This window comes from Mesorhizobium sp. M0030 (genome assembly GCF_040323695.1).
In the GTDB taxonomy this organism is placed as follows: domain Bacteria; phylum Pseudomonadota; class Alphaproteobacteria; order Rhizobiales; family Rhizobiaceae; genus Mesorhizobium.
The window spans coordinates 51880-67203 of the sequence record NZ_JAMYVE010000011.1 but is presented as its reverse complement, the minus strand read 5'-3'; the positions used below and the strand labels follow the sequence as shown (position 1 = coordinate 67203).

The window sequence follows — 15324 nt, the reverse complement described above, 5'->3', positions numbered from 1 at the left end:
ATGAAAGAAAAGAACCTTCTCGCCGAACTCGCCGCCTATCTGTTCGCCCATTCGGACAAGGAGAGCGGCCGCACGCCCTCGGAGCGCGAGCTGGCGGAGCATTTCGGTGTCAGCCGCGGCCAGATCCGCGAGGCGCTGGCCATTCTGGAGGCCATGCGCATCGTCGAGCGCCGCGCCAAATCCGGCATCTATGTCGACACCAGGCAGGCCAGTGTAGAAGCCTTGGCTCTTTTCGCCCGCGCGGGCCTGCCGCTCGATCCGGTGCAGATCTACGAGACCGTCGAACTGCGCAAGATCCATGAGATCAAGGCTGCCGAACTTGCCTGTTCGCGTGCCACCGAAGAGAATTTCGAACGCCTGCGGGAGATCCTGAAAGCCTCGGAGGAGTGCATCGCCGCCGGCGAAGGCCTCGCCAAGGAAGACCGCGAATTCCACCTCGAAATCGTGCGGGCGACCAAGAACGGCGTCTTCCACAATATCTGCAGTGTCTATTACCTGATGGGCGAGCAGCGGCTGCCGATTTACTTCAACGATCCCGAGCGCTCAGTGCGCTCGCATGCCGAGCATATCCAGATCTACGAGGCGCTGCTGCGTCGCGACGGCAATCTCGCCCAGGCGCTGATGAGCGCCCATCTGCAAGGCGCGGAAAGCTACTGGAAGGGGATCATTGAGGGCCGGGAGGCGCAAGCGCAAAGTCTGGCACTTGAGAAAGCCTAGAGCAATTCCAGGAAAAGTGTGAAACGGTTTTCAAGGGAAAGCGCGCAGCGCTTTCCCTTGGGAATTGCGACAAACACGAGAGCCCCATGCCCAGAATCCTGTCGACGCACACGCTGCATCCGCGTGCCTCCGCAATGCTGGCGGGCGCCGGTGAACTCGTCGTCGCCTCAGCGCTCGATGCGGCAACGCTGACCGCCGAGGCGAAGCATGCCGACGTCATCATCGTTCGCGCACCGCTGCCGCCGTCGCTGTTCGAAAACGCCACGAAACTCAGAGCCGCGGTCCGCCACGGCGCCGGGCTCGACATGGTGCCGATGGAGGCCGCGGCCGCGGCCGGCGTGCTGGTCGCCAACGTGCCGGCGGTCAATGCGCGTTCGGTCGCCGAATATGTGATGTTCGCGGCCCTTGCCCTGCTTCGGCGCTTCCGTTCGGTCGACCGCGACTTGCGCGCCAAGGGCTGGAATGCCGGCCGCGACCACGCCAGCCATGCCAGCGAGCTTGCCGGCAAGACCATCGGCATCATCGGCTTCGGCGCCATCGGTCAGGCGGTCGCCCATATCGCCGCGCACGGCTTCGGCCTCGACGTCGTGGCGACGACCCGCAGCATGCAGCCGGCACCCGACAGGATCGGCTTCCTGTCGATCGATGCGCTGGTCGAACAGAGCGACATCATCGTGCTCTGCTGCCCGCTGACGCCGGAAACGCGCGGACTGATCAGCCGCGAACGCATTGCCCGCATGAAGCCGGAAGCGCTTTTGATCAACATTTCGCGCGGGCCGGTGATCGATGACGAGGCGCTGATCGAGGCCTTGCGCCAAGACCGGATCGGCGGCGCCGCACTCGACGTCTTTGCCACCCAGCCGCTGCCGGCAAACCATCCCTATTTCGGTTTCGACAATGTCATCGTCACCCCGCATATGGCGGGGATCACCGAGCAATCGATGATGCGCATGGGCGTGGGCGCGGCCGGCGAGACCTTGCTGGTGCTGGCCAACCGGCTGCCTGTCAATCTGCGCAATCCCGACGTGGTCGAGCATTACCGCAGACGGTTTCCTGCCGACTGACGTTTCTGCAAGCCGCCTCAATTTTCGCGGATTTGGCGGCGACCTTCGCCGATATGGTCAAGAGCGTCGTGAGAGTTCTTCTTCTGATTGCCGGTACAAGCGTAGGGACAGCCAAGGCTCAGGCCGAAAGCAGCTACGTGCCTTGCGACAACGGCCTGCGCTGCGTGATGGCGCCCTGCCCTTCTACCAGCGCGCTCGACCTCGCCACCGGAAAGGTCGTCAAGGGTGTGTGGGTCGACATCGACGGCTTGCCGCAGCAGGACAAGGCGCTTGACCTTTCCGACAAGCTCTATGCCGGCAAGCTCGTTGTCACAGGAACAATCGAGAACCGGCCACACAGCTTCAACGGCAAGCAGCACGACGTGCCGACATTGTTCGCGACGGGCATCCTGCGCACCGCCAAGGACAGCGAACGCAAGCACTGCTCGTCGGGTTGACTATTACCGACCAAGCAGCCGCTCGATTTCAGCCGCGATGCGCAGCAGATGGTGGTCGTGGCCATTGCGCGCCACCAGCATCAGCCCGGCCGGCAGCGTCATGCCGGGCATCGGCAGCGAGATCGCGCAGAGGTCGAACTGGTTGGCGACCTGGGTGTTGCGCAGCAGCAGACCTTCGGTGCGTTCACGCAGAGCCGTATCCTCGGCCATCGAAACGATAGTCGGCGCTGTCACCGGCGTGGTCGGCAGAGCCAGCACATCGACCGAACCCAACCGCTCGTCCATGGCTATGCACAGTGCCGCGCGACGACGCATTGCCCTGATATAAACCGGCGTCGGTATGGCCGCCGCCCGCGACAGCGGCCCGCTGACATGGGGATCGACCGGCACCGATGCGCCCGTCGCCAGCCAGTCGGCATGGATTTCAGCACCTTCCATGGCCGCGATCGAGCCGCGTTTGGTGGCCAGGCGCAGATCGGCAATGAGGTCGTCGATCGAAATGTCCGTGAGCCACGCGCCTGCCTGCTCGATCCCGGCAAGGCTGCGATCGAATGCGGCGGCAATCTCCGTTTCCGTGTCTTCGAAAAGCAGGCCGCGCGGAATGCCGACACGAAGCCCGGCAAGCGCTAACGGCAGGTGCAGTTGCGGCATCTGCTCGCCCGTCATCGCGGCGTCAGCCAGAGTACACGCAGCAACACTCAGCGCCAGCGGCCCGATCGAATCCAGCGTCGCAGAAAGGGGATAGGCACCAGTCAGCGGCACGCGCCGCGCCGTCGGCTTGAAACCGACGACGCCGTTCAGCGATGCCGGGATGCGCACCGAACCGCCGGTGTCGGAGCCGATGGAAATGTCGCTCGTCCCCTCGCCAACGGACACGGCGGCGCCCGACGACGAACCGCCTGGAATGCGGCTGGTGTCGGCGGCATTGCCCGGTGTGCCGTAGTGCATGTTGTCGCCGATAGCGGTGAAGGCGAATTCGGTCATGTTGGTCTTGCCGATGATGACGGCGCCGGCCTGGCGCAGACGGCTGACGACCGCAGCGTCGTGCCGACGGGGCGCGGTGTCCCTCAGCATCAGCGACCCGGCCGTGGTCGGCTCGCCGGCGACATCGAACAGATCCTTGATCGACACGATGGTGCCGTCGAGCGGCCCGAGCGATACGCCGGCCTTCTTGCGCGCATCGGTGGCCTCGGCCGCTGCGCGCGCCGCCTCGGCATAGAGTTTGGTGAACACCTTCTCGCCTGCCGCGCAACTGGCAAGACGTGACAGGATGATCTCGAGACGATCGCGGATTGATTGCATGTCGATGTCGGATTCCGTCAAGGTGGAGCGTCTTTAAGGCATATGGGCCGCTAGGTCAGCGGAAGGAATAGCCCGGACAGCGTGCCTTTGCACCTGCCAGCGATAGGAAGGGACTGATGCTGTACAAAGGCAGCTGCCACTGCGGCAAGGTTGCGTTCGAATTCAAGGCGCAGCTGACCGGCGCCGTGAGGTGCAATTGTTCGATCTGCTCGCGCAAGGGCGCGCTGTTGGCCGCCATCCCGCATGACAGCCTGACGGTGCTGGCGTGGGGCGACGATCTCGGCACCTACACATTCGGCAATCATGCAATGGCGCATCGCTTCTGCCGGACCTGCGGCATCCATCCCTTTGCCGAGGATGTCAGTCAGGGCAGCGAACGCAGCGCCTACGTCAACCTCAACTGCGTCGCCGATTTCGATCCCACCGGCCTGCCGGTCTTCGACTTCGACGGCCGCGCGGTCTGACCCTACGGTGGCCTCTCACCACAAAAGCAACGCCCCGAAAACCTTGATAGTTCTCGGGCCCGCTGCTTTAGCCAAGGATGGCTATCGGCTATTCGACGCGCTTAGGGCCGCGCGCGAACACAACGATCGCCGCCAGCAAGGTCGCAGCGCCACAATAGGCGAAGGCGCTGGCCACACCGGCATTGTCGACCACCAGGCCGCCGAAGACGGCGCGTTTCTGGCGCTCGCCGTCTTGCGTCTTTCCCGCTCGCGCCTTTGCCCTCGAGGACAGCTATCTCCCGGCCGACAAGATCCCCTATGTCGCCGAAGTGCCAGACCAGCCGCATCGCCTTGGCCCGTTGTGGGGTGACCGGGCCAAAGGCCCGGCGGGCACCTTGCTGAAAGTTCCCGGCAACTGGCGCGCGCCGGTTCATGCGCACACCGCCGACTATCGCGCGGTGGTCATCAAGGGACTGTGGGCGCATTGGCAAATGGACGGCGGCGAAGCGACGAAGGTCGAATTGCCGCCGGGATCCTACTGGACCCAGAAGGCCAACGAGATGCACGACGACGCCTGCCTCTCGGAGACGGAGTGCGTGATCCTGCTGATCAACGATACGCCTTACGAGACCTACTTCCAGAAATAGTCAGGCGGCGCCGTCGTTCGACCGCAACTAGCTGGCGTGCCGCAAGCTCACGCCGCTGCCCTTGTCGAACAGCACCACCTTGTCCTGATTCCAGGCAAAGCGCACCGGCTGCTCGATGTGGACATCGGTTCTGGCCGGCACCGTGGCGCGCAGCGTCGTGTCGCCGACCCGCAGAGTCAGGATCTTTTCCACGCCATGGTTCTCGACATCGTGGACGCGTGCCTCGACCGGCGCACCGCTTTCAAGATACACATCCTCAGGTCGAATACCGAAGACGAGCGGGCGACCGTCGGTCGCACCGCCCGCCTTGGCACCCCCAGAGAAAGGCAGTTCGAAATTCAGCGGCGCCATCACCGCGCGGCCGTTGACCAGCTTGCCATCGATCAGGTTCATCGGCGGCGAGCCGACGAAGCTGGCCACGTAGGTATCGCGCGGATTGTTGTAGATCTCGTGCGGCGTGCCGGTCTGGATGATGCGGCCATGGTTGAGCACGCCCACCTTGTCGCCCATCGACATCGCCTCGATCTGGTCGTGGGTGACGAACAGGAAGTTGGCGCCGAGCTGGATCTGCAGGTTCTTCAGTTCCGTGCGTAGCGCCTCGCGCAGTTTGGCGTCGAGCGCCGACAGCGGTTCGTCCATCAGGAACACGCGCGGCTTGCGCACGATGGCGCGGCCGATCGAAACGCGCTGCATTTCGCCGCCGGACAGACGATCGGTCTTGCGGTCGAGCAGATGTTCGATCCTGAGTGTTTTGGCGGCGCGGTCGACACGATCCTTGATCTCGGCGTCGGGTCCTCCGGTCAAGCCGGAGGATGACGGCGTGAGAGTTGAGAGGGCGACGCACACCGACCGTCGCGGACGGGCGCGAGCGCGACCTGCCGGATAGCGTCAGCTGCTGATCATCGCGCTGTCTTGTTGAGAGCGGTGACGATCAGCGCGAGAATCACCGCCGCGGCGGCGATTTCCCACACGAAAGCCTGCTTGTAGAAAGGCGGCGTGGCGAGCTGCGCCTTGCCGGCGAGAGTGTTGGGGTCCGGTGGATTGAGGAAGAAGACGCCGTAGAGATGCGCCGCCGTGATCGATACCAGCAGCGCAATGCAGAAGACCAGCGCCACGACCAGCGCTACGGTCACCACACTGCGCGCCTTGACGCCCGGCTGGGCCAACGGCAGCAGGTTGTTGATGAGCCCGGCAAGCACCACGAGACCGCTGCCGACCGCGTACAGGCCGATGGAAAAGGGTTGAAAGATCAGCACCAGCGCCAAGACGCCGAGGCCAATGATGAAGAGCTCGAGGCGGAACGCGCCGGCGCGGCTCATGCCGGAAGAACTGTCGCTCATGACCGCACCGCCTTTCCGGCGCCATCGAAGACATGGGTTTGCCTGGGATCGGGGCGTAGATTCAGCGCCTCGCCGACCTTGACCCACTGGCTTCTCGTCACCACGACGCGGATGTCGGCGCCTGCCGCCGTGCGGGCATGAATAAGGGTTTCGGCGCCCATGGGCTCGATGAGCTCGGCTCTGGCGGAGATGGTGCCACGGTCCCCCGTATCGGTCACGGTGAAAGCACGGGGGCGGACACCGATCGTCACCTTGCCGGGCTGCAGGCGCGCGACCGCCGCGTCCGTGCGGATCGCCAGACTAATGCCGGCCACGGTCATGTCCGCCGTGCCATCGGCGAAGGCCTTGAGGTCGGCCTCGAGAAGATTCATCTGCGGCGTGCCGATGAAGCTCGCCACGAAAGCATTGGCGGGCTTGGCAAATACCTCGTGCGGTGAGCCGACTTGCTCGATCAGGCCGTCCTTCATGATGGCGATGCGGTTGGCCATGGTGAGCGCTTCGAGCTGGTCATGGGTCACGATCACGGTCGCTTTGGAGAGGCCCTGCAGCACTTCCTTGATCTGGCCACGCATGGTTTGGCGCAGTTCGACATCGAGACGCGACAAGGGCTCGTCGAAGAGGAAGCAATTGGGGTCGCGGACGATGGCGCGGGCCATGGCGGCGCGCTGCTTTTCGCCCTCGGATATCTGGTTCGGCAGCCGGTCGAGAACGTGCTCCAAGTGAAGGATCGCGGCGACGCGGTTGACGCGGGCAGTCCGCTCAGCCCCGGAAATGCCGTCATGATAGAGCGGGAAGGCGATGTTCTCGGCGATCGATGCCGACGGGTAGAGCGCGTAGAACTGGAACACCATGGCGATGTCGCGCTTTTCGGGCGGCAGTTTGTTCATCACCTTGCCGGCGACGACGACCTCGCCGTCAGTGACGCTTTCCAGCCCGGCGATGACGCGTAAGGTCGTCGTCTTGCCACAGCCGGACGGGCCGAGAAGGCAGACGACCTCACCGGCGGCCACCGACAGGTCAACGTCCTTGACCGCGGTGAAGGAGCCGAAGCGCTTGGTGACTTTGCGGAGTTCGATGGTTGACATCTCAGCGCTTCACCGTGCCGAAGGTAACACCGCGCAACAGATGGTTTTGCAAGAAGAAGGTGACCAGGAAGACTGGGACGAGGAACAGGGTTTCGATGGCGGCAAGCAAAGTCCAGTCGGTGCCGCGTCCACCCGACGACACGGCCTGGTTCATGGCGACCGGGACCGTCCTCGTGTCGGGCCCCGAGAGCAAGAGGGCGAAGAGGAACTCGTTCCAGGTGAGGATCAGGCCGAACACGAACGTGGCGGCGAGCCCGGCAATGACCTGGGGCAGGCAAATCTTGAAGAACACCCGCATTCCGGACGATCCGTCGAGGCGGGCGGCATCCTCGACGTCTGGCGACAATTCATCGAAGAAGCTCTTCATCATCCAGATGGTGAAGGCCAGGTTGAAGGCGGTGTAGAGCATGATGATGCCGAGATACGAGCCCGACAGGCCCACTACGCGGAACATCAGGATCACCGGAATGATCACCACAATCGCCGGCAGCATGCGCGTGGTCAGGATGATGAACAGGTAGGTGTCATTGCCTTTCAGCGGATAGCGCGAGAAGCCGAAGGCCGCCAGGGTGCCGATGACCAGCGCCAGCAGCACCGAAGCCGAGGCGATGAAGATCGAGTTGAAGAAATAACGGTCGAATCCTGTCGCTTCCGGGGCACCGCCCGACGTCATCGAGCGAGAAAAGACGGACCCAAAATTTTCGAGCGTGGGCTTGAACACAAAATGATCCGGAATCAAGCCGAACAGCGACGTGGGCGACAGCGTCGGAGGCACCAGAAGCGCGTCGCCCTGCGGTTTGAAGGCGGTGAATATGATGAACAGCACCGGCAGAAAATAGATAAAGGCGACGACGGCCACGGCGAGCGTCCGCCCCCAGCCGGCCTCGTCTACTCCGCTGGCCCTGCGGAAGCCGAGCTTTCCCAATATCGATTCGGTCACGGGTTAGGCTCCCTGCGTACGGCGGTTTGCGAGGTACAGGTAGAGGTTGGTGAGAACGATCACCATGAACAGCATCAGATAGGAGATCGACGCGCCCTCACTCGTCTTGTTCTGCTCGTTGGCGATGCGGATCAAGTGATAGGAGATCGTCAGCGTGTCGTTGCCGCCCTTGGTGAGGAGGATGACGAGATCCGCCAGCTTGAATGCCTCGATGGTGCGGAAGAGAAGGGCCAACATCAGAAGGCCGCGGATGTAGGGGAAGGTGATCATCCAGAATTGCCGCCAGCTGGAAATACGGTCGATGGCAGCGGCCTCGTAAAGGTATTTCGGCACCGAGACGAGGCCCGCCAGCACAAGGAGCATGACGAAGGGCGACCACATCCATGCGTCGGCGAAAACGATTCCCGCCACGGCACCGACTTTGTTGCTCATCAGGATGAACTGGTTGCCGGAGATGGAATTGATGACGTAGCTGAGAATCCCGAATGTCGGGTCATAGTAGTAGGTGAAGAACACGCCAGAGGCGACAACCGAAAGCATCATCGGTGTAAGCACCAGGATCAACAAATACTTGCGCAGCGGAAATTGCTTGGCGAACAGGATGGCCAGCAGAAAGCCGACGATCATCTGCGCGGAGACGGTGAACACGACGAACATGGCGGTATTGATCAGCGCGCCCCAAGTCGCGTGAGCAGCGAGATCGTTGGTAAGGATCCGGATGTAGTTCCCGAGTCCGACGAAGCGGATCGTCTGCTGGTTTGCCTGGTAGGCGAAGAACGAAAGGCCCAGCGACCACAGCAGGGGGAAGATATTCATCACAAACAGAACGGCGATTGCCGGAGCGACCAGCAAGGCGCCGAAGTAGTGGCGGCGATACGCGTTGACTGTAAATGCGGCCGCGACCAACGCCACCGCGGCGCCCACCACCCAGAAGGAGACAGCCGCAGGCAAGCCCGCCATTGATATGGCCGACACGACGACAGCGACAGCGATGGCGAGTTTCCAGTTGTGGGCAACAACCGCGGTAAGGCGTGGTGTCAGCAGCGTGCTTGAAACAGCGGTCATGGGAGTCCGAAATATGGAGCGCCTGAAGTGGCAATGACGGGGAGCGGCTTTTGCCCGCTCCCCGCAGCTATGTCGGAAGGTTACTGGATAAGACCATCGTTCTTCAGGAGGTCCTCCTGGAACTTGGCGATGTTGTCCAAGGTGGTCTTGGCGTCCTGCTTGCCAGTGATGGCTAGGTCGTACTGGTCCTGCTGCTGGGTGAGCAGTTCGAAGAACTGCGGCACGTGCCACATGTCCTTCTGCCAGTCGAGCGAGTTCGCCCAGGCGCGGTCCCACGGACGATAGGTCACATACTTCGGATCGCTGTAGACCGACTTGATCGCGGACTGGCCGCCGCCGGCGGCGAACTGGTGCTGGATATCAGGCGAGAGCCACCACTTCACGAAGCCAACCGCTTCCTTGATTTGCTCAGGCGTCGTCCAGGTGGTGAGAACGAAAGGCTGTCCGCCGATCTGTGACGTACGATTCACCTTGCCGTCGGCACCGCGCAGGCCTGGCGCCAATCCGAACACCAGCTTGTCGGCAACCTTCGACGTCTTGGGATCGAGCGAGGCTTCGGCGAGACCGATCCAGTCGATGTTCATGGCCACCTTGCCTTCACGGAACAACTGGTCCGAGACGAAGATGTCCATGGTGCCGGTCTTGACCACCGGCGGCATGAACTTCAGCAATTTGAGGAAATGCTCCATGCCCTCGATGGACTTCGGGGAGTTTACGACGCCTTCGGCATGTCCGGTCGGGGCCTTGGTTTCATCCCAGATGCCGCCGCCATGCTCCCAGACGAACGTGTGGACCGAGCTCGTCGAGAAGTCGTAGCCTTTGCCTGCCTGATAGGCGATGCCATAGAAATCGTCATCCAGCACCTGGCCGGCGAGCTTGTCGCCCTTCTTGCGCTGGAAGAATTCGCCAACATGCTCGAACGTGTTCCAGTCCATGGCGTCGATTTCTTCGCCGGTGCAGGGCAGCTTCTCATTGTACTTCGCCTTGTAGGCGGCCTGCTCGTCGTTGTTGCAGAGCACGTCCTTGCGGCCGTAGGTGACCAGCACGTCCGGGAACTGCGGGAAGCCGTAGTAGTTCGGCGTGCTGTTGGGATAGGTCGAGTAGGCGTTGAGCACGGCGGGATGCATCGACTCCATCGTCGCCTTGAGTTCCGGGTCGGCATCGATGAGATCGTTGATCTTGCGGAAGTAGCCGCCTTCGACGAAGGCGCCCAGCCACTGCGAGTCCGACACGATGAAGTTGTACTTCTTTTCGCCCGAGGTCAACGAGGCGTTGACGCGGGTGTAGAAATCCGGCCACGGAATGAAGTCCACATCGAGCTTCACAGTATTGCCAGACTTCGGCTTGTACTGCTCGTCGAAGAACTTCTTCATAATGCGGGTCGGGGGCCAATCCGGCACCGCCATCGTCAACGTCACTTCTTCGGCAGAGGCATAGGTCACGCCTCCCACCAGTAGTGTGGCAGCGAAGCTTGCGGCTGTCGCTAGCCCTTTCAGTTTGGTCATCGCCGTCATTCGCGTTTCCTCCCTTGGTTAACCGGATTGCTTCTCGCCTTTCGAGTCAGGTCATTGCCTGGCCGCTCGCGGCGCGGAAGACGTGGATTTTCCTGTTATCGATGGCGATCGATGCCGAATCGCCGGTCCTGATGCTGGCGGCGATCGCTTCCGGCAGCACCATGCGCAACATCTCGCCGCCGGCCTCGACCGAGACGATCGTTATGTCGCCGAGCGGTTCGACCAGATGCACCTTCGAGGCAACCCCGGCTTCGCCCTTGGCGGCGAGCCGAATGTCGCTCGGGCGAATGCCGATCAGCGCGGCCTCGTTGGCATCGGCAGTCTTTGGCGCCGTCGCCGGAACCAGAGTCCCGAGCGGCGTGTCGAAAGATCTGGTGTCGGCGCGCACCGAGGCCGTGAACAGATTCATGTGCGGCGAGCCGATCTTGCTGGCGACATAGGTATCGATCGGCTGCTCGTAAAGCTCGTCTGGCGTGCCGATCTGGACGATGCCCCCATCGCGCATGACGGCGATCGTCTCGCCCATCGAGAGAGCCTCGATCTCGTCGGGCGTGGCATAGATCACGGTCATGCCGAACTGGCGGTGCAGCCGCTTCAGCTCGGCGCGCGTCTCGTGCCGAAGCTTGGCGTCGAGATTGGTGAGCGGCTCATCGAGCAGAAGAATCTTTGGCCGGCGGATCAGGGAGCGGCCGAGCGCGACGCGCTGCTGCTCTCCGCCGGACAGGGTTGCCGGCTTGGCCTTCAGGCGGTGTGTCAGCTTCAGGATCTCGGCGGTCTCTTTCACCCGCTTGTCAATCTCGGCGCGCGCGGCTTTCTCCTCGCGCAGCGGGTAGGCGAGATTGTCATAGACCGTGAGGTGGGGGTAAAGCGCGAAAGACTGGAAGACCATCGAGATGCCTCGGCCGGCGATCGGCGCATGGGCCATGTCGCGGCCGCCGATCTCAAGCGTGCCGGAGTCGGCCTTGACGAGGCCGGCGATAGTGCGCAGCGTCGTCGTCTTGCCAACGGAGCTCGGCCCGAAGAGTACGAAGAAGCGGCCTTCGTCGACGGCGAAGCTCAGGTCGTTGATGGCGCGCACGGATCCATAGGCCTTGCTGAGCCCATCGAGGCGCAGCGCAATCCCCTTGCCGTCACTGGCGCGAGGCGACGTCTGCGTCACGATGCGCCACCTCGTGCGGACGGAACACGCGCCATCCGTATGATTCTCCTCGTCCTGCCGAAATGGACTGCGGCTGTCATTCTCGATCCGCCTTTTCTTTCCTGATCTGGTATTACCAATTTTGGATAGCCGTCAAGCTCTTTCTTGGATCACCACCGGACCTTGTATAACCGGATTTTTCATGTATCCGACTGTTTTCCCTGAATTTTCCTACTCGTTGATATAGGAGAGCCTTGTTTCGGCACTGCCATCCCGGTTAACATCAATAGTGGGCATCCAAATCTGGTCGAACCAGATTGGCGCTATTTCGCCAATGCCGCTGTCGGGGCCGCATCGATTTCAGCCGTTGATTCCGCCACCGCGGCGCGCACAAGGGCGCCCGCCGCCCATTGCGCGACCGACCGCATGCCGCGGCTATCGAGCCCCCATATATCCTTCAGCACGATCAGCACTTCGACGCCGAACATCATCGAAAGCGCCTGCGCCAGGCGCTTGAACTCGCGCGGCGGCAGCCGGCCCTTGAGCGGTGCGATGGCATCCTTCAGCAGCTGGACGCGATGTCCGCGCGTGAATTGCGGCTCGCCGCCCAGCGTGCCCGCCTGCCGCTGCGCCCATTGGTCGAGCGACAGTTTCAGCGCTGCCTTGAAAGTTGCCTCGAAAGCTTCGATGCGCGGCATGGCGGTATCGAACAATTCGGCAACGCGGCGCCCGGCATCGGTGGACGTCGATTGCCAGGTCAGGATCGGCCCAAGCCCCTCGTCGACCACCGCCTGCACCAGGGCTGCCTGGCTGGGGAAATAGCGATAGGCGGTGGCGCGCGACACTTGCGCCGCCTCCGCGACTTCGCTGACCGACGGGGTGACGCCCGCCTGCATCAGCCGCGTCGCCGTCTTCAGCATCAGCCGTTTTGTGCGGGCCCGTGGGCCGCGTTCTGCAGCCTCGTTGGCGTCGTCGTTCCCAGCGGCTTGTTGACGTGAGACTTCCATGTCAATACGATACGCACGTCTCAAAAAATTGCAATGACCTTTGCCCACCGAAAGGCCGGCAAAGGGCGACAGGCGGCCCGGCGCCGGTCGGCCGGTGACGGGAGAAACGCGATGAAGCGCATCTACGTGGTGGGCACAGCCGACACCAAGGGCGAGGAACTTGCCTTCCTGGCCGATGCTATTGCCGCCACCGGCAGTTCGGTTGCCCGTGTCGACATCGGAACGCGCGGCGCCACCGTGCCGGTCGATATCCCGGCCAGCGAGGTCGCGGCGCATCATCCGGATGGAGCCAGTGGCGTGCTCGGCATCGATGATCGCGGCACGGCGGTGGCCGGCATGAGCGCCGCCTTCACAAATTTCATTCCGTCGCGCGACGACATATCAGGCGTGATCGGCATTGGCGGCGGCGGCGGCACGTCGATCATCACTGCCGGCATGCGCGCGCTGCCGCTTGGGCTGCCCAAGATCATGGTCTCGACGCTCGCCTCCGGCGACACCGCGGCCTATGTCGACGTCTCCGACATCATCATGATGCCATCGGTCACCGATATGGCGGGACTGAACCGGCTCTCCCGCACGGTGCTGCACAACGCGGCGCAAGCGATCGCCGGCATGGCCGCAAAGCCGGCGCCGACTGCCACCGGCAAGCCGGCACTCGGGCTCACCATGTTCGGCGTCACCACGCCTTGCGTGACCTCCATCGCGGATCAGTTGCGCGCCAACTATGACTGCATGGTTTTCCACGCCACCGGCACCGGCGGCCGCTCGATGGAGAAGCTCGCGGACTCGGGCCTGCTCGCCGGCGTCATCGACATCACCACGACGGAAGTCTGCGACCTGCTGCTCGGCGGCGTGCTGCCTGCGACGGAGGACCGCTTCGGCGCCATCGCCCGCACCAAGCTGCCCTATGTAGGCTCGGTCGGCGCGCTGGACATGGTCAATTTCTGGGCGCCGCCGACCATTCCCGAGAAGTTTAGGGGCCGGCTGTTCTACGAGCACAATCCCAACGTCACACTGATGCGCACCACGGTGGATGAATGCCGCTGTATAGGCGAGCGGATCGGCACCAGGCTCGCTCGCTGCGAGGGCCCTGTGCATTTCCTGATCCCCGAAAAAGGCGTCTCGGCACTCGACATCGAGGGCGGCGCCTTCTTCGACCCCGAAGCCGACGCCGTGCTGTTCGATGCCGTCGAGCGCACCATCAAGCCGAACGCCGCGCGCCGGGTCTCACGCCTGCCGTTGCACATCAACGATCCGGAATTTGCCAAAGCCGCAACCGCGGCCTTCCTCGACATCGCCAGATAGTGAGAGCCAACAAATGCCCGCAATACCGCGCAAGGACATATTGAAGAAGTTCAAGGCGATGATCGCCGACGGCGTGCCCATCGTTGGGGGCGGCGCCGGCACTGGCCTGTCGGCCAAGGCCGAGGAAGCCGGCGGCATCGACCTCATCATCATCTACAATTCCGGCCGCTATCGCATGGCCGGGCGCGGCTCGGCTGCGGGCCTGCTCGCCTATGGCAACGCCAACGAGATCGTCAAGGAAATGGCCTATGAGGTGCTGCCGGTGGTCAAAAAGACGCCGGTGCTGGCCGGTGTCAACGGCACCGATCCGTTCGTCATCATGCCGCTGCTGCTTGCCGAGCTGAAGACGATGGGCTTTTCCGGCGTGCAGAATTTCCCGACCATCGGCCTGTTCGATGGCAGCATGCGCCAGAGTTTTGAGGAAACCGGCATGGGCTTCGGGCTGGAGGTCGACATGATCGCCGAGGCGCACAAGCTCGATCTTCTGACCACGCCCTATGTCTTCAACCCCGACGAGGCGCGCGCCATGACAAAAGCCGGCGCCGACATCGTCGTTGCCCATATGGGGGTGACGACCGGCGGCTCGATCGGAGCCACGTCGGCCAAGTCGCTCGACGACTGCGTGGTCGAGATCGACGTCATCGCCAACGCGGCGCGCTCGGTGCGCAAGGATGTCATCCTGCTTTGCCATGGCGGGCCGATCTCGATGCCGGATGATGCCCGCTACATCCTCGACCGCTGCAAGGGCCTGCACGGCTTTTATGGCGCGAGTTCGATGGAACGGCTGCCGGCTGAAGCCGCGATCGCCAGGCAGACGGCGGATTTCAAGGCCGTCATGCTGCACGACCAGAAGAAAAAGAAGGGGATGAGATCATGACCGACAAGAGCAAGGTATTCGTATACCCGAAGGACGTGAGCGCCTTCGGCTTTGACTGGGGCAAGCTGTCGCTGACGGTGGCGCCTGAAGTGAATGGCGCTGAGCGCTTTTCCGGCGGTGTCGTCGACCTGCCCTCAGGCAAGGGACACACGCGCCACAACCATCCCGGCGCGGAAGAGATCATCTTCGTCATCTCAGGCAATGGCGAGCAGATGGTGGAGGACGAGGAGGGCAATCCGGTCGTCGCCAAGGTCGGCCCCGGCTGCACCATCTATGTGCCGGAAAGCCGTTTCCATTCGACACTGAACACGGGCGATGGGCCGATGCAGCTCTTCGTCGTCTATTCGCCGGCCGGACCCGAACTGGTGCTGCGGGAGTTGCCGGATTTCAGGTTGATCCCGGCGGGGAAGTAATCGCGAAAGGCCCCCTTCATCCGGCCGCTT

At 62.9% G+C, this 15324-nt stretch carries 17 protein-coding genes; 8 read left to right on the top strand and 9 right to left on the bottom strand.

Annotated features, from left to right (window positions below):
• The 3 genes from NKJ80_RS21480 to NKJ80_RS21470 all read left to right on the top strand — a co-directional run bounded on the left by NKJ80_RS21480 (nt 1) and on the right by NKJ80_RS21470 (nt 2218).
• On the top strand, nt 1–717 hold the full coding sequence (locus NKJ80_RS21480; protein ID WP_352498273.1) for a FadR/GntR family transcriptional regulator: 717 nt from the start codon (nt 1–3) through the stop codon (nt 715–717).
• Between the two features lie 86 nt (nt 718–803).
• Nucleotides 804–1781, top strand: a complete 978-nt coding sequence (locus NKJ80_RS21475; RefSeq protein ID WP_023815728.1) for an NAD(P)-dependent oxidoreductase — start codon at nt 804–806, stop codon at nt 1779–1781.
• Nucleotides 1782–1849: 68 nt separating this feature from the next.
• The gene (locus tag NKJ80_RS21470; RefSeq protein ID WP_245261902.1) at nt 1850–2218 is read left to right on the top strand and encodes a hypothetical protein; all 369 of its coding nucleotides are present in this window, start codon (nt 1850–1852) and stop codon (nt 2216–2218) included.
• Between the two features lie 3 nt (nt 2219–2221).
• On the opposite strand, the gene NKJ80_RS21465 is transcribed toward NKJ80_RS21470, so the two are convergent.
• Nucleotides 2222–3520 (bottom strand): amidase, encoded by a 1299-nt coding sequence (locus NKJ80_RS21465; RefSeq protein ID WP_352498335.1) that lies wholly within the window; start codon nt 3518–3520, stop codon nt 2222–2224.
• A gap of 116 nt (nt 3521–3636) precedes the next feature.
• On the opposite strand from NKJ80_RS21465, the gene NKJ80_RS21460 reads away from it, so the two are divergent.
• Both NKJ80_RS21460 and NKJ80_RS21455 read left to right on the top strand, forming a co-directional pair.
• Nucleotides 3637–3984, top strand: coding sequence for a GFA family protein (locus tag NKJ80_RS21460; RefSeq protein WP_023815725.1), 348 nt, complete (start codon nt 3637–3639; stop codon nt 3982–3984).
• A 182-nt stretch (nt 3985–4166) separates the two neighbouring features.
• Nucleotides 4167–4610 (top strand): DUF4437 domain-containing protein, encoded by a 444-nt coding sequence (locus NKJ80_RS21455; protein WP_050594098.1) that lies wholly within the window; start codon nt 4167–4169, stop codon nt 4608–4610.
• A 27-nt stretch (nt 4611–4637) separates the two neighbouring features.
• On the opposite strand, the gene NKJ80_RS21450 is transcribed toward NKJ80_RS21455, so the two are convergent.
• The 8 genes from NKJ80_RS21450 to NKJ80_RS21415 form a co-directional block, all read right to left on the bottom strand.
• Nucleotides 4638–5456: an ABC transporter ATP-binding protein gene (locus tag NKJ80_RS21450; protein WP_081727371.1), complete on the bottom strand. Its 819-nt coding sequence runs from the start codon at nt 5454–5456 to the stop codon at nt 4638–4640.
• A 53-nt stretch (nt 5457–5509) separates the two neighbouring features.
• Nucleotides 5510–5950: a hypothetical protein gene (locus NKJ80_RS21445; protein ID WP_031205526.1), complete on the bottom strand. Its 441-nt coding sequence runs from the start codon at nt 5948–5950 to the stop codon at nt 5510–5512.
• Nucleotides 5947–7035 (bottom strand): ABC transporter ATP-binding protein, encoded by a 1089-nt coding sequence (locus NKJ80_RS21440; RefSeq protein WP_023733630.1) that lies wholly within the window; start codon nt 7033–7035, stop codon nt 5947–5949. Before NKJ80_RS21440 ends, NKJ80_RS21445 begins: the two co-directional genes overlap by 4 nt.
• Before the next feature lies 1 nt (nt 7036).
• Nucleotides 7037–7975 (bottom strand): carbohydrate ABC transporter permease, encoded by a 939-nt coding sequence (locus tag NKJ80_RS21435; RefSeq protein WP_023728572.1) that lies wholly within the window; start codon nt 7973–7975, stop codon nt 7037–7039.
• 3 nt (nt 7976–7978) lie between these two features.
• The gene (locus tag NKJ80_RS21430) at nt 7979–9040 is read right to left on the bottom strand and encodes a carbohydrate ABC transporter permease (protein WP_023835039.1); all 1062 of its coding nucleotides are present in this window, start codon (nt 9038–9040) and stop codon (nt 7979–7981) included.
• Between the two features lie 80 nt (nt 9041–9120).
• Entirely contained in the window at nt 9121–10554 is a 1434-nt protein-coding gene (locus NKJ80_RS21425; protein ID WP_023728574.1) for an ABC transporter substrate-binding protein, read from the bottom strand.
• A gap of 46 nt (nt 10555–10600) precedes the next feature.
• On the bottom strand, nt 10601–11713 hold the full coding sequence (locus NKJ80_RS21420) for an ABC transporter ATP-binding protein (RefSeq protein ID WP_027048959.1): 1113 nt from the start codon (nt 11711–11713) through the stop codon (nt 10601–10603).
• Between the two features lie 302 nt (nt 11714–12015).
• Nucleotides 12016–12699, bottom strand: a complete 684-nt coding sequence (locus tag NKJ80_RS21415) for a TetR/AcrR family transcriptional regulator (RefSeq protein ID WP_023704248.1) — start codon at nt 12697–12699, stop codon at nt 12016–12018.
• A gap of 111 nt (nt 12700–12810) precedes the next feature.
• Here NKJ80_RS21415 and NKJ80_RS21410 point away from each other — a divergent pair, with 111 nt between their 5' ends.
• From NKJ80_RS21410 to NKJ80_RS21400, 3 genes are read left to right on the top strand one after another with little or no spacing between them, the layout of a single operon-like run.
• A complete protein-coding gene (locus tag NKJ80_RS21410) occupies nt 12811–14004 on the top strand; it encodes a Tm-1-like ATP-binding domain-containing protein (protein ID WP_352498272.1) in 1194 nt (397 codons plus the stop codon).
• Nucleotides 14005–14017: 13 nt separating this feature from the next.
• The gene (locus NKJ80_RS21405) at nt 14018–14881 is read left to right on the top strand and encodes a phosphoenolpyruvate hydrolase family protein (protein ID WP_023704250.1); all 864 of its coding nucleotides are present in this window, start codon (nt 14018–14020) and stop codon (nt 14879–14881) included.
• Nucleotides 14878–15294 carry a cupin domain-containing protein gene (locus tag NKJ80_RS21400; RefSeq protein ID WP_023669853.1) on the top strand — a complete coding sequence of 139 codons (417 nt, stop codon included), beginning with the start codon at nt 14878–14880 and terminating at the stop codon, nt 15292–15294. The genes NKJ80_RS21405 and NKJ80_RS21400 overlap by 4 nt, the downstream gene beginning before the upstream one ends.
• The last annotated feature ends 30 nt before the right edge of the window (nt 15295–15324 follow it).